Annotated in this window: 14 protein-coding genes; 6 read left to right on the plus strand and 8 right to left on the minus strand. The window is 65.7% G+C overall.

What is annotated here, in order from left to right; translation table 11 throughout:
- Position 1: 1 nt before the first annotated feature.
- Positions 2–958: an N-carbamoyl-D-amino-acid hydrolase gene (locus I6F20_RS12240; RefSeq protein ID WP_225126358.1), complete on the minus strand. Its 957-nt coding sequence runs from the start codon at positions 956–958 to the stop codon at positions 2–4.
- A gap of 150 nt (positions 959–1,108) precedes the next feature.
- Here I6F20_RS12240 and I6F20_RS12245 point away from each other — a divergent pair, with 150 nt between their 5' ends.
- Both I6F20_RS12245 and I6F20_RS12250 read left to right on the plus strand, forming a co-directional pair.
- Positions 1,109–2,035: a LysR family transcriptional regulator gene (locus I6F20_RS12245; protein ID WP_036021753.1), complete on the plus strand. Its 927-nt coding sequence runs from the start codon at positions 1,109–1,111 to the stop codon at positions 2,033–2,035.
- 28 nt (positions 2,036–2,063) lie between these two features.
- The gene (locus I6F20_RS12250) at positions 2,064–2,771 is read left to right on the plus strand and encodes a type 1 glutamine amidotransferase (protein WP_225126360.1); all 708 of its coding nucleotides are present in this window, start codon (positions 2,064–2,066) and stop codon (positions 2,769–2,771) included.
- Between the two features lie 194 nt (positions 2,772–2,965).
- Here the strand turns inward: I6F20_RS12250 and I6F20_RS12255 are convergent, their stop codons facing one another.
- The 7 genes from I6F20_RS12255 to I6F20_RS12285 form a co-directional block, all read right to left on the minus strand.
- The gene (locus I6F20_RS12255) at positions 2,966–3,433 is read right to left on the minus strand and encodes a nuclear transport factor 2 family protein (protein ID WP_036021747.1); all 468 of its coding nucleotides are present in this window, start codon (positions 3,431–3,433) and stop codon (positions 2,966–2,968) included.
- Positions 3,434–3,512: 79 nt separating this feature from the next.
- On the minus strand, positions 3,513–3,962 hold the full coding sequence (ybgC, locus tag I6F20_RS12260; RefSeq protein ID WP_036021745.1) for a tol-pal system-associated acyl-CoA thioesterase: 450 nt from the start codon (positions 3,960–3,962) through the stop codon (positions 3,513–3,515).
- A 68-nt stretch (positions 3,963–4,030) separates the two neighbouring features.
- Positions 4,031–4,951 (minus strand): metallophosphoesterase, encoded by a 921-nt coding sequence (locus I6F20_RS12265; RefSeq protein ID WP_225126362.1) that lies wholly within the window; start codon positions 4,949–4,951, stop codon positions 4,031–4,033.
- A 128-nt stretch (positions 4,952–5,079) separates the two neighbouring features.
- Positions 5,080–6,114: a Holliday junction branch migration DNA helicase RuvB gene (gene ruvB, locus I6F20_RS12270; RefSeq protein ID WP_225126659.1), complete on the minus strand. Its 1,035-nt coding sequence runs from the start codon at positions 6,112–6,114 to the stop codon at positions 5,080–5,082.
- Positions 6,115–6,269: 155 nt separating this feature from the next.
- Positions 6,270–6,887, minus strand: coding sequence for a Holliday junction branch migration protein RuvA (gene ruvA, locus I6F20_RS12275; protein WP_035998377.1), 618 nt, complete (start codon positions 6,885–6,887; stop codon positions 6,270–6,272).
- Positions 6,884–7,411, minus strand: a complete 528-nt coding sequence (gene ruvC / locus I6F20_RS12280; RefSeq protein ID WP_225126363.1) for a crossover junction endodeoxyribonuclease RuvC — start codon at positions 7,409–7,411, stop codon at positions 6,884–6,886. Before ruvC ends, ruvA begins: the two co-directional genes overlap by 4 nt.
- A gap of 124 nt (positions 7,412–7,535) precedes the next feature.
- Positions 7,536–8,282, minus strand: coding sequence for a YebC/PmpR family DNA-binding transcriptional regulator (locus I6F20_RS12285; protein WP_035998371.1), 747 nt, complete (start codon positions 8,280–8,282; stop codon positions 7,536–7,538).
- 216 nt (positions 8,283–8,498) lie between these two features.
- On the opposite strand from I6F20_RS12285, the gene I6F20_RS12290 reads away from it, so the two are divergent.
- The 4 genes from I6F20_RS12290 (at position 8,499) to I6F20_RS12305 (ending at position 13,923) form a co-directional block, all read left to right on the plus strand.
- The gene (locus I6F20_RS12290; protein WP_225126364.1) at positions 8,499–10,247 is read left to right on the plus strand and encodes a methyl-accepting chemotaxis protein; all 1,749 of its coding nucleotides are present in this window, start codon (positions 8,499–8,501) and stop codon (positions 10,245–10,247) included.
- Positions 10,248–10,387: 140 nt separating this feature from the next.
- The gene (locus tag I6F20_RS12295; protein WP_225112983.1) at positions 10,388–11,812 is read left to right on the plus strand and encodes a methyl-accepting chemotaxis protein; all 1,425 of its coding nucleotides are present in this window, start codon (positions 10,388–10,390) and stop codon (positions 11,810–11,812) included.
- Between the two features lie 282 nt (positions 11,813–12,094).
- The gene (locus I6F20_RS12300) at positions 12,095–13,231 is read left to right on the plus strand and encodes a DSD1 family PLP-dependent enzyme (RefSeq protein ID WP_225126365.1); all 1,137 of its coding nucleotides are present in this window, start codon (positions 12,095–12,097) and stop codon (positions 13,229–13,231) included.
- Positions 13,232–13,335: 104 nt separating this feature from the next.
- Positions 13,336–13,923: a GNAT family N-acetyltransferase gene (locus tag I6F20_RS12305; RefSeq protein WP_085971997.1), complete on the plus strand. Its 588-nt coding sequence runs from the start codon at positions 13,336–13,338 to the stop codon at positions 13,921–13,923.
- The last annotated feature ends 40 nt before the right edge of the window (positions 13,924–13,963 follow it).

Genomic DNA, 13,963 nt, shown 5'->3' on the forward strand with positions numbered 1-13,963 from the left:
GTCAATCTGCGTCGAGAACGGCCGGCTCGATGATGCCGGCACGCTCGGTGATCACCCTGTATTGCTCGGGCCGCCGGTGGGCGGCGAAGTTGAACATCTTGTCCTTGCCCTGGCGGCAGAGGTCGAGATCGATGTCGGCGACGATCACCTCGTCGGCCAGCGTCTGAGCCTGCGCGACGATGCGGCCGTTGGGATCGACGATGCAGGAGCCGCCGATCAGGCCGGACCCGTCCTCCTCGCCCGCCTTCGCCACCGAAATCGCCCAGGTCGCGTTCATGTAGGCGTTGGCCTGCGTCACCAGCGTCGAGTGGAAGGTGCGCAAGGCTCCGTCTTCGGTCGTGCCGCCGTTGGGATCGTAGGCCGCCGAATTGTAGCCGATGCAGACGAGCTCGACGCCTTGCAGACCGAGCACGCGCCAGGATTCCGGCCAACGACGATCATTGCAGATCATCATGCCCATGATGGCATGGGCCCAGGACGAGCCGGCGCGGAAGGCGGGAAAGCCGAGGTCGCCATATTCGAAGTAGCGCTTCTCGAGTTGCTGGTAGCGCGCGCCCGGACGCGGCTCGACCGAGCCCGGCAGATGCACCTTGCGATAGCGGCCGAGAACCTCGCCGTCGCGATCGACCAGGATGGAGCAATTGTAGCGCCGCCCCTCCGGCGTCAGCTCGGCATAGCCGACATAGAAGCCGACGCGCAGCGCACGTGCGCGATCGAATAGCTTTGCCACCGCGGGGTTCGGCATGCTGCGCTCGAAATACCGGTCGAGGGCCTCGCCTTCGAGCAGCCAGCGCGGGAAGAAGGTGGTGAAGGCGAGCTCCGGAAACACCACAAGGCTCGCACCCCGACCGGCCGCCTCATCGAGCATGTCGAGCATCCGCGACAACGTGTGCTCGCGCGTATCGGCTTTTTGCGTCGGCCCCATCTGAGCGGCGGCGGCGCGAAGGACACGAACCAAGATTGCCTCCAATTGTGCGCAGTGCTGCCTCAATGGGCGAACGAACCCTTTGATGCGACGTGCAAATCCGCTGCCATTACGGGCGAGCGGTGCTGCAAAATCAATTCGCGTTGCTATGATGTTTTGGCCCTGACTATAATCGGCAGTGATATGAACCTGCGTCAGCTCGAGATCCTTCGCGCCGTGATCCGCCACCGCACCACGGTGGCGGCGGCGGACGAGCTGGCGCTGTCGCAGCCGGCGGTCAGCAACGCGCTGAAGACGATGGAGGCGCAGGCGGGCTTTGCGCTGTTCGAGCGCGTCAACAACCGGCTGTTTCCAACCGCCGAAGCGATGGCGCTCTACAAGGAGAGCGAGGCGATCTTCGCGCTGCACGCCAAGCTCGAGAACCGCATGCGCGATTTGCGCGAGAACCGGTCCGGGCATCTCGCCATCGTGGCGACGCCGCCGCTCGCGTACAGCATCATTCCGTCCGCGCTGTCGGGCTTCCTGCGCCGCCGCCCGGAGACGCGGGTGTTCTTCGACGTACGACGCTATGAGGGCATCATCGAGGGTGTGCTGAGCCGCGTCGCCGAGCTCGGCTTCGCGCTCGGCCTCACGCATCATCCAGGGATCGCGCACGAGGTGGTGCACACCGGCGAGATGGTCTGCGTGCTGCCGCCACAGCATCCACTCGCCGACCGGCCGATGATCTCCGCTTCCGATCTCTCCGGCCTACCCTTCATCGGGCTCGAACGCGGCACGCGGCTCGGCGAAGCCGTGCGCGACAGCTTTGCCCGCGCCGGCGCGCCGTTCCGGCCGACGGTCGAGGTGCGCTACTGCAACACGGCCTGCGTGCTGGCCGCCGCCGGCGTCGGCGCGGCGGTGGTCGATCCTTTCTCGCCGCGGCAGAACGGCGGCAGCGGCCTCGTCGTCCGTCCGTTCACGCCGACGACGCAGGCGGTCGCCTATATGCTATGGTCTGAAGCCGAGCCGCTGTCGCGTCTGGCCAAGGCCTTTCTCAACGAGATCCGCAAGGAGAGCGCTCTGCTCGAGCGCACAGCGCCGCACCAGCAACATGGGGCAGAAAGCGGCTGAGCTTCGCAACCTTTTGACCGGGAGGCCCATGGCACGCATCACCATCATCGAGACCGGAGAGGTGCCGCAAAAATACCGCGAGCGCCACGGTTCATTTCCGGACATGTTCGCGCGCATGATCCGCGCCGAGGAGCCGGCCGCGACGATCGAGGTCGTCAGCATCCCCAGCGGCGATGCGCTGCCCGATCCGAGCAAGCTCGAGGCCATCCTCATTACCGGCGCGGCGGCCGGGGTCTATGACGGGCTCGACTGGATCGCGCCGCTGGAAGATTTCGTGCGAACGGCTTACGCCAACAAGACACCGATGGTCGGTGTCTGCTTTGGCCACCAGCTGATCGCGCAGGCGCTCGGCGGCACCGTGCGCAAATCAGAACAGGGCTGGGGCATCGGCCGGCATGTCTATCAGGTGCTGCCGGAGAACGGCCTCATCGACGGTGAAGCGGTCGCGGTCGCCGCCTCGCATCAGGACCAGGTGATCGAGCCGCCAAGCGAGGCGCTGACGATCCTCTCCTCCGAGTTCACCCCGCATGCCGGCCTGCTCTATGCCAATGGCGCAACGCTGACCGTGCAGCCGCATCCGGAGTTCGATGTCGGGTTCGCGCAAGTGTGCTGCGATCTGCGTGACGGGAAAGCGCCGGAGGATGTCGTTGCCACAGCAAGGGCGTCGCTGGCGGAGCCGATGGACAATGCGAAGCTCGGCGGGGCGATTACGCGGTTTCTGGCTAAGAGCACCTGACTACGAAGCTCGAGACGCACTCGTCTTCCCTTCTCCCCTTGCGGGAGAAGGTGGCGCGAAGCGCCGGATGAGGGGTTCTATCCATTCGCCGGACTGCTCGTGAGGAGAGAGACCCCTCACCCGTCTCGCCGCTATGCGGCGAGCCACCCTCTCCCGCAAGGGGAGAGGGTGAAGCAGCGGTCGCTTTGTTAATTTCAGAACGGCTCGCTTCCCAGCCCCGGCACATCGGCCGGCCGCGGGCCCGGCGCCGCCCAGTGAAATCGGCGGTCCTTCTCCGCAATGGCGATGTCGTTGATCGAGGCCTCGCGCCGTTTCATCAGGCCGTGCTCGTCGAACTCCCATTGCTCGTTGCCGTAGGAGCGGTACCACTGGCCGCTTGCATCGTGCCATTCGTACTGGAAGCGCACCGCGATGCGGCTGCCGTCGAAGGCCCAGAGGTCCTTGATCAGGCGGTAATCCTGCTCCTTCTCCCATTTGCGGGTGAGGAAGGCGACGATGGCCTCGCGGCCCTGAAACACTTCCGAACGGTTGCGCCAGCGGCTGTCCTCGGTATAGGCGAGCGAGACCCGCACCGGATCGCGTGAATTCCAGGCGTCCTCGGCCATGCGGGCCTTTTGCGCGGCGGTCTCGCGGGTGAAGGGTGGAAGCGGCGGGCGCGACATGGTGGCCTCATCGGTTGATCGGGACCGCGAATGTATCGTCGCAATTGGCGGAGTCGATAGGCGATCCGCTATCGAGCGATCACGTAACCAGATCGGCCTTCATCAGCTGGCGGATCGACTTCGGAATCGGCTGGGCCCGGCCGCCGCTGATGAAGGCGACGCGGACCTCGGCTTTCACCAGCACGTCGTCACCGCGCCGCACCTCCTGCGCCAGCATGATTGACGCCCCTTTCACCGCGACCGGCCAGGTCACGACGTCGAGCACGTCGTCCATTCGCGCGGGCTTCAGGAAGTCCAGATGCATCGAGCGCACCACGAAGGCGAAGCCCGCGCCGTCCGTCTCGGTCTGCTCGAACAGCACCTGCTGCTCGGCACCCATCAGCCTGAGATGATTGGTGCGTCCGCGCTCCATGTAGCGCAGGTAATTGGCATGATAGACGATGCCGGAAAAATCCGTGTCCTCGTAATAGACCCGGACCTGCATGTGGTGGCGGCCGTCGCGGATCTCGCCGTCGAGATGAGCTGTCACGTCCGGAGCCTCTTCGCTGGTCGGTAACCGGCACGTTTTGCGCAAAAACAGCCGGACGCGCAAGCGTGTTAGGACACGACCGGTCCTGGCCTTCCCAGCGTCACCTCGACGATCTCAGGCGGCACGCCGAAGCGGAGCGGCATGATGCTGCAACCGAGGCCGCCGGACACGATGAGATCGCATTTCAGGCGGAAATGGCCATAGGCGAGACGCAGGCCGTTCCTGGGCGCGACGGCCGGTGACCAGCCGAGCAGGCGGACCTGGCCGCCATGGGTATGGCCGGACAATTGCAGCGCGACGCGCGCGGGCACGAGCGGAGCGACATTGGGCTCGTGCGCGAGCAGAATGACCGGCGCATCGTCGGTGATCTTCGCCAGCGTAGCATTGAGATCGTCGGCACCGAAGTGCGCCATGCTCCGGAAGCGCCGCGCCGGCAGGAAGGCGAGCTGATCGCCGAGGCCGGCAAGCCAGAACGGACGGCCGTCCTTGGTGAGGCGCACAGCATCGTTCTCGTAGACGGGGATGCCGGCCGCCTCCAGCGCCCGATGTGCGATGGTCGGCCCGTGCCCTGCCTGCTGCACTGTTCTGTCATCCCAATAGTCGTGGTTGCCCATGACGGCATGGACGCCGAGGGGCGCCTTCAGGCGCCCCAATACCCTTGCCCATTCGCTCGACGGAATGAAGCGCGTGACATGGTGAAGGCCGGCGACATAGTCGCCGAGCAGCACGATGAGATCGGCGTTGAGCGCGTTGGTCCGGTCGACGATGCCCTCGATGCGCTCCAGCGACATCCAGGGATCGCAGGCATGGATGTCAGCGATGGCGGCAATCTTCAGCGGAAAATCCGCCGGCCACTGCCGCGGCATCGGATGATAGCGCGTGACGCGAAGGCGCAGCACCGGCTCGACACCGACGCCGTAGGCTGCGGTCGAGACGCCGAGGGCGGACAGACCGCCGATGGAACGGATGAGATGACGGCGCGTGATCATGGAAGCCCGATGATGATGCGGCGCCTTGATGATATCCGATTGGAGCGGAATTGGGGTGCGTTCGTGCAGATCGTCTGCACGAGGTTAACGGAAATTCATCAAGCCGGAACAGCGCGAGGTTCGGCAGATCACTCGTCGCTGTCATCCGTGCCGAACAGGCCGAACTGCGCCGCCGCATCGCGCGAGGGCTCGGCGAGACCGAGATGGCGGAAGGCGTGCGAGGTCAGCAGGCGGCCGCGCGGCGTGCGCTGCAGATAGCCGCACTGGATCAGATAGGGCTCGATGATGTCCTCGATGGCGTCGCGCGGCTCCGACAAGGCCGCAGCCATGGTCTCGACGCCGACCGGTCCGCCGCCATAGTTGAGCGCGATGGTCGAGAGATAGCGCCGATCCATCGCGTCCAGCCCTGCGGTATCGACCTCGAGCGCGCTCAGCGCATGGTCGGCAATCTTACGGTCAATCTTGTCGGCATCGGCCGCCGAGGCGAAATCGCGCACGCGGCGGAGCAGGCGGCCGGCGATGCGCGGCGTGCCGCGGGCGCGGCGCGCGATCTCGTTGGCGCCATCGGCGCTCATGCCGACGTTGAGCACGCGCGCGCCGCGGCTGACAATGCTCTCCAATTCCTCGATCGTGTAGAAGTTGAGCCGGACCGGAATGCCGAAGCGGTCGCGCAAGGGATTGGTGAGAAGGCCGGCGCGCGTGGTGGCACCGACCAGGGTGAATTTCGACAGCTCGATCTTCACCGAGCGCGCCGCCGGGCCCTCGCCGATGATGAGGTCGAGCTGAAAGTCCTCCATCGCGGGATAGAGCACCTCTTCCACCGCCGGGCTGAGGCGATGGATCTCGTCGATGAAGAGCACGTCGCGCTCTTCGAGGTTGGTCAAGAGGGCGGCAAGATCGCCGGCCTTGGCGATCACGGGCCCCGAGGTGGCGCGGAAACCGACGCCGAGCTCCTTCGCCACGATCTGCGCCAGCGTGGTCTTGCCGAGCCCCGGGGGACCTACGAACAGCACGTGATCCAGCGCCTCGCCGCGCTTGCGCGCCGCTTCGATGAAGATCGAGAGATTCTTGCGCGCCTGCGCCTGGCCGACGAAGTCGGACAGCGATTGCGGCCGCAGCGCGGTGTCGCCGACATCATCGCTGCGGCGCTCGGGCGAGACCATGCGGCTGGCCTTGGGGTCGCTCACTCAGCGAACTCCATCGGATCGTAGGGTGGGCAAAGGCGCACTTCGCGCCGTGCCCACCATGTCGCTGCTCGCTTTGTAGATGGTGGGCACGCTTCGCTTTGCCCACCCTACGAGACTGACCATTGAGGCACTCACTTTGCCAATTCCTTCAGCCCGAGCCGGATCAGCTGCGCCGTCTCGGCGCCCTCACCCGCGCTGCGCGAGGCCGACGCGATCGCCGCGGCGGCCTGCGGCTGGCCATAGCCGAGATTGACCAGGGCGGAGATCGCATCAGCGACGGGCCGCGGCGCGCGCTGGTCGTCGACGGCGCCGGCAAGATGCACGACGGCGGGATCGACGTTGGCGAAGGCCGGCGCCTTGTCCTTCAATTCGGTGACGATGCGCTCGGCGACCTTGGGGCCGACACCGGGCGTTCGCGCCACCGCGGCCTTGTCGCGCAGCGCGATGGCATTGGCGAGATCGGCCGGCGACAACGTGCCGAGCACGGCCAGCGCGACCTTGGCGCCGACGCCCTGCACGGTCTGGAGCAGGCGAAACCATTCGCGCTCCTGGTCGGTGCGGAAGCCGAACAGCTTGATCTGGTCCTCGCGGACATAGGTCTCGATCGACAGCACAGCGGCCTCACCCGGCGAGGGCAGATGCTGCAAGGTGCGCGAGGAGCAATGTACCTGATAGCCGACGCCGCCGACGTCGAGGATGACGAAATCCTCGCCGTAGGAATCGATCAAGCCCTTGAGCTTGCCGATCATATCCCCACCACCTTCAGCCGGAGCGCCGTGCTCTGGCGGTGATGGGCGTGGGTGATGGCGATGGCGAGCGCGTCGGCGGCGTCCGCGGACGGCGGCTCGGCCTTCGGCAGCAGGATCTTCAGCATCATCGCGATCTGTTGCTTGTCGGCGTGGCCGGCGCCGACCACCGTCTTCTTGACCTGGTTCGGCGCGTATTCTGCGACAGAGATGCCGAACATTGCGGGCGCCAGCATGGCAACGCCGCGGGCCTGGCCAAGCTTCAGCGTTGCAACGCCGTCCTTGTTGACGAAGGTCTGCTCGACCGCGGCTTCCAGCGGCTGGTGATTGGACAAGACGGAAGCGAGCCCTTCATGGATCGCGAGCAGCCGGCTCGCCAGCGGTAGATCGTCCGGCGGTTCCACCGAGCCGCAGGCCACATAGATCAGGCGGTTGCCCTCGGCCTCGATCACGCCCCAGCCGGTGCGGCGCAGGCCGGGGTCGATGCCGATGATGCGAACGGGGCCACGAATCGGGAGCGCAGTCATGGGCCAGTGATAGCGGCTGGCCGCGGGATGCGAAACAGAAACAGAACGGAAGTAACAGGGGAATGGGTCCCGGCCCAGCGCCGCAGCGTTTCACGCTGCAGCGCGTCCGGGACACGAGAGCGGCCTATCCGCCCATCTTCGCAACAAGCGCGTCCGACACCTCGAAATTGGCGTAGACGTTCTGGACGTCGTCGTGCTCGTTGAGCAGGTCCATCAGCTTCAGGAGCTTCTCGCCGGTCTCGTCGTCGACCGCAACCGTGTTCTGCGGCTTCCAGATCAGCGCAGCCTTGCGCGGCTCGCCGAACTTGGCTTCCAGCGCCTTGGCGACGTCGCGATAGCTTTCGGTCGAGGCGTAGATCTCGTGACCATTCTCGCCCGAGACCACGTCGTCGGCGCCGGCCTCGATCGCGGCGTCCAGCACCGCATCGTCGGAGGCGACGCTGCGGTCATATTCGATGATGCCGGTGCGGTCGAACATGAAGGAGACCGAGCCGGTTTCGCCGAGATTGCCGCCGGACTTGGTGAAGAAGGAGCGGATGTCGGAGGCGGCGCGGTTGCGATTGTCGGTCAGTGCCTCGACGATGACGGCGACGCCGCCGGGGCCGTAGCCCTCGTAGCGGATCTCGTCATAGTTCTCACCGTCGCTGCCGAGCGCCTTCTTGATGGCGCGCTCGATATTGTCCTTCGGCATGTTCTCCTGCCGCGCCGCGATCACGGCGGCACGCAGGCGGGGGTTCATGGCGGGGTCGGGGGTGCCCAGCTTGGCAGCGACGGTGATTTCCCGCGCCAGCTTGCCGAACAGTTTCGACTTCTGGGCATCCTGCCGCCCCTTGCGGTGCATGATGTTCTTGAATTGGGAATGTCCGGCCATGCGTGGTCTCTTGAGAAATCGTCAGCCAAAGATGAGCGTGGGAAGCGCGGCCTTATAGGCCGCCAACCCACCGGAATCAAAGGGCTCGGCTGCTCCTGAGGTAGCACTGTAAAGGTAGCCGCCGTAACGGCGCCTGCCTAGATGGGCACCGTTAACCCTGATTTCATTCCGGACTGCGAAAATAGCGCCCGACCGTCCCCCGACAAGAGAGACCCGATGGCGTTCGGATTATTTCGGAAGCGTCTGCCGGACACGGCCGCGCCCGCGGCAGCCCCGGAGGCTGCGCAGCCGGCGGCCCCTGCCGCACCCGCCCCGACCGCCGAAAGTGATTCGGCCCGGGAAATCCTGGAATTGCTGGAACTCGAGCTCGGCGCCATGATCCGCCAGCTCGAGCGCGCCGCCAATTCGGTGGCCGGCGGCGCCGAGGCGACCGCGGCGACCCTCGCTGCCATTCGCGACCGCACCGACGCCCTGACCGGCCGGACCAACGCGGCGCAATCCACCGCCTCCACCTTCGCCCATGCCGCCGACAAGTTCACCCAGTCCGCGCAAGGGATTGGCGCGCAGGTCCGGGAAGCCGGCAAGCTCGCCGACGAGGCCAGCGCCGCCGCGCAGGAAGCCCGCGCCAATGTCGACCGCCTGCGCGAATCCTCCGCCGCCATCGGCAACGTCGTCAATTTGATCGCGCAGATCGCGCGGCAGACCACGCTGCTCGCGCTCAACTCGACGATCGAGGCCGCGCGCGCGGGCGCAGCCGGAAAAGGCTTTGCCGTCGTTGCCACCGAGGTCAAGGCGCTCGCGGTGCAGACCCAGAGTGCGACCGAGGAGATCACGAAGAAGATCGACGCATTGCAGCGCGACGCCGCCGGCTCGGCGGACGCCGTGCACCGCATCTCGCAGGCGATCGAGGCGATCCGTCCGGTCTTCGACACCGTCAACGGCGCGGTCGCCGAGCAGAATGCCACGACCAGCGAAGTCTCCGGCAACGCCGCCAGCGCCTCGGAGTTCATCATCTCGGTCGGCGAGAGCGCGGCCGAGATCGACGCGGCGACCAAGGCGGCCGAGACCCATGGCGAGAGCGTCGCCAGCGCCGGCAAGGCCGTCACCACCTTCGCCCAGAAGCTGAAATCGCGCTGCGCGGTGCTGCTGCGCCAGAGCGAGCACGACGACCGCCGCAAGACCGAGCGGCTGCCCTGCCACCTCAAATTCGAAACCGCGCGCGCCGTGATGCCGGTCTATGAAATCGCGATGGAAGGCGTGCTGATCGGCGGCGCGGACGCAAGCCGGCTGGCAACGCAAGCGACGATCGAAGGCAGCTTAGAGGACATCGGCGCCTGCCGCCTGCGCGTGATCGAGCAATCCAAGGCCGGCGCCCGCGCGCAATTCGTCGGCGCCACCGCCGCTCTCAACGAGAAGATCGAGGACAAGCTCTGGTCGATCCATGAGGAGAACACCGAGTTCGTCACCCGTGCCATGGAAGCCGGCAATGCGCTGACGCAGATATTCGAGAAGGCGGTTGCGCGCGGCGAGGTCAAGCTCGACGACCTCTTCGACACGGACTATTTGGAAATCGCCGGCACCAATCCGCAGCAATACCGCACCAAATATCTCGACTGGGCCGACCGCGCCCTGCCGCCGTTCCAGGAAGCCTTTCTGGCGCGGGAGTCGCGGATGGCGTTCTGCGCCATGGTCGACCGCAACGGCTTTTTGCCGGTGCACAACAAGATCTATTCGCATCCGCAGCGGCCGGGCGACGTCGCCTGGAACACGGCCAACAGCCGCAACCGGCGCATCTTCAACGATCCGGCGGGGTTAGCTGCCGCGCGCAACCTGCGATCGTACCTGGTCCAGAGCTATGCGCGCGACATGGGCAACGGGAATACGGTGATGATGCGGGAGATCGACGTCCCGATCCGCGTGCAGGGCCGGCACTGGGGCGGCTTCCGCACGGCCTACAAGCTGTAGCGCTCCCGCGCGTGCACGCACCTGCACGCACCTGCACTCCTGGGCAAGACGCCGGGCGCGAATCATCCTCTAAGGTCGGATCTGGAATCGGAATGCCGCCAAGGAGCCGATCAACGGCTCCGACTGGAGAGAGCCCGTACATGTCCTCTGCACAACTTGCCGTATTGGACACTGCCTCCAACCGGACGCTGGCCGAACGCCTGATCGACCAGCTCGCCGACCGCATCGGCGGTCTCGGCGTCGAGCTCGCCGACATCGCCGGCAACGTCCAGGACGTCGCCAACCGCGTCGCGAGCCAGTCGGAACGGTTTCACCATTTGCAGAAGACGGCCGAGACGATGGTCTCGGCCAACCACGACATCGCCAATGCCTCGCAGGCGGTGCAAACCACGACGTCGGCCGCGGTCGGCGAGATCGCGCAGTCGCGCGGCGCCGTCGACACCGCGGTCAGCCACATCTCCGAGCTCGTCGCCGCGGTGGAGCGGATCGAGGCGCGCCTGTCCGCGGTCGGCGCGGCGTTGGCGCAGGTGGCGAAGGTCTCCGGCTCGATCGAGGCGATCGCCAAGCAGACCAATCTGCTCGCGCTGAACGCCACCATCGAAGCGGCGCGCGCCGGCACTGCCGGCCGCGGCTTCGCGGTGGTCGCAAGCGAGGTGAAGAACCTCGCGGAGGCCACGCGCCAGGCCACGCATGAGATCTCCGACACCGTGCGCGATCTCGACGGCCAGATCGAAGGCCTGATCGGCGAGAGCAGCGACGCCTCGCAGCGCGCCAAGACCGCCGGCGAAGGCGCGCAAGCGATCTCCGGCATCATCTCGCGGGTCCAGCAGGGCTTCGCCTCGGTCGAAGCCGAGATCGACGGCGTCGCGCGCGCGGCGACCTCGAACCTCGGCCACTGCGACACCGTGATCAGCGAGCTCAACGAGCTCGCCAAGGGCGTCGACCTCTCCTCGCGCGACCTCCGAAGCGCCGACGAGCGGGTAGCAAAGCTGCTCGACGCCTCCGAAGGCCTGATCGCGCTGATCGCCGACAGCGGCGTGGAGACGTCGGACGCGCCGCTGATCCGCATCGTCGTCGACACCGCGAAGCGGATCTCGGCCGAGTTCGAAGCTGCGATCGACCGCGGCGAGATCACGCTCGACCAGCTCATGGACGAGACCTACCGCGAGATATCAGGCACCGATCCGAAGCAGTACCTCACCAATTACGTCGAGTTCACCGACCGCGTGCTGCCTGCGATCCAGGACCCGATCCAGAAGACCGATCCGCGCATCGTGTTCTGCGTCGCCTGGGCGCGGGGCGGCTACCTTCCGACCCACAATCCGAACTACCGCCTGCCGCAGGGCAAGGACCCGGTCTGGAATAACGCCAATTGCCGCAACCGCCGCCTGTTCACCGACCGCGCGGTGAAGAAGGTCGCGGCCAACACAAAACCCTTCCTGCTGCAAACCTATCGCCGCGACATGGGCGGCGGGCAGTTCGTGCTGATGAAGGACCTGTCCTCGCCGATCATGATCCGCGGCAAGCACTGGGGCGCCTTCCGGATGGGATTCCGGCAGGGCTGACGGGCGGCGCTAAGGCCTTTGACTCAAAACCTAAAAAACAACCCCATGCACAGTAGCCGGGGTGTGCGGAATCAATGGCTTACGCCGGCGGGCCCCGGCGCGCGTTGACTCGTCGGGCAAAACAGGGGCAAAATGCTATTATTCCGAAATTGTGAGAGGCGTGCGGTTCTCCCCGCCGTCCGCCGAGCACAAAAGCCGACTGCACTGGTGCGGCGGCCGACGTTGCCGTAGAAATGCCGCCGCGCATCCGCGCGAACCCGAACACAACAAGCTGGTTTTTCGATGGCCTGTCCACCCGCCCAAATCGGCGCGCCGTTTTCCGAGATCGATACACCGGCGCTGATCATCGACCTCGACGCCTTCGAGCGCAATCTCGACACGATGGCGGCGGCGGTGAGCAAGCTCGGCGTTCGCTTGCGTCCGCATGCGAAGACCCACAAATCACCGATCATTGCGGCCAAGCAGATAGCGCGCGGCGCAATCGGCATGTGCTGCCAGAAGGTCGCCGAGGCCGAGATCCTGGTTGCGGGCGGGGTGAGCGACGTGCTCGTCAGCAACGAGGTGGTGGGCCTGCGGAAGCTGGAACGGCTCGCAGGCCTCGCGCGCCACGCACGCATCAGCGTTTGCGTGGACGATGCGATCATGGTCGAGCAACTGTCGCACGCCGCGGAGCGGGCAGGATCGCAAATCGAAGTCCTGGTCGAAATCGACGTCGGCGCCGGTCGCTGCGGCGTCAGGCCGGGGCCGGCGGCGGCCACCCTGGCGCGGCAGGTGGCGGCTTCACGCTTCCTATTGTTCGGCGGCTTGCAGGCCTATCAGGGCTCTGCCCAGCATTTGCGCACGCCGGAGGAGCGGCGCGCTGCCATCGCCGGTGCCGCGAACGCGACCGCGGAGACACTGCGCGTCCTCAAGGACGCGGGCTTTCAGTGCCGGACGATTGGAGGTGCGGGAACCGGCACATTCGAGCTCGAAGGCGCGAGCGGCATCTGGAACGAATTGCAGGCGGGCTCCTATATCTTCATGGACGCCGACTACGCCAAGAACCTCGCCGACGGGGCGCGCAACGCCAATCCGTTCGAGCATGCGCTGTTCGTGATCGCGACGGTGATGAGCACAGGCGCCGGCGAACACGCGGTCATCGATGCCGGCCACAAGGCTCTGTCGAACGACAGCGGATTTCCGGTCGTGCTCGGCCGGCCCGATCTGCGCTATCATCGGCCCTCTGACGAGCATGGCTTGCTCGATTTCGACAACGCTTCGTCGCGACTGGCGATCGGCGACAAGGTGACGCTGATCCCCGGCCATTGCGACCCGACCGTCAATCTCTACGACTGGTATGTCGGCGTGCGCGGCTTCAACACGCCGGATTCCCGCGTGGAGGCACTTTGGCCAGTCGCGGCGCGGGGCGCGGTCACCTGAGATTGACGCGTGATTGCGCGCGACGCCGTAGCGCCCGGCCACTATCCTGTGCTGCATCTTAGAATGAATGTGGCCGACGCCATCGACGACTTGGAGACGATATCATGAGCGCAGACTCGGAAATCAAATCTGCGGGCGCCAACATTCAGGCAAGCACTATCAGCACCATTGTACTTGGCTTTGCAGCCGATCCGATGGCGCGTTGGGTTTGGCCCGATTCATCCGAATATCTCAGGATTATGCCTCAATTCGTCAAGGCATTTGGCGGACGGGCATTCGAGCATGGCACAGCTTACATCACAGAAGGGGCTCGCGCGGCCGCCCTGTGGCTGCCGCCCGGCGTCGAGCCCGATGAAACGGCCATGGACGCACTCATGGCGCAATCCCTGCGTCCGGAGATCGCCGATGATATTGGACACATGCTCCAGGGAATGGCCGAACATCATCCCCACGAGCCCCATTGGTATCTGCCTCTCATTGCCTCCGATCCGAACTGGATCGGCCAAGGTCTCGGCACATTGTTGATGAAGCACGCTCTTCGGCGATGCGACGAGGAGGGCATCGCCGCCTACCTCGAAAGTTCGAATCCGCGAAACATCTCCCTTTATGAACGCCACGGCTTCAAGATCATCGGCGAGATACAACATGGTTCTTCGCCGACGATGACACCAATGTTGCGGACAGCTTCTTGAACGGAATCCAATCTGTCGAAGAGAAGGGCTCGCAGCCGCC

Origin of the sequence: Bradyrhizobium sp. IC3123, assembly GCF_020193625.1 — a bacterium.
GTDB classification, from domain to species: Bacteria; Pseudomonadota; Alphaproteobacteria; order Rhizobiales; family Xanthobacteraceae; genus Bradyrhizobium; species Bradyrhizobium yuanmingense.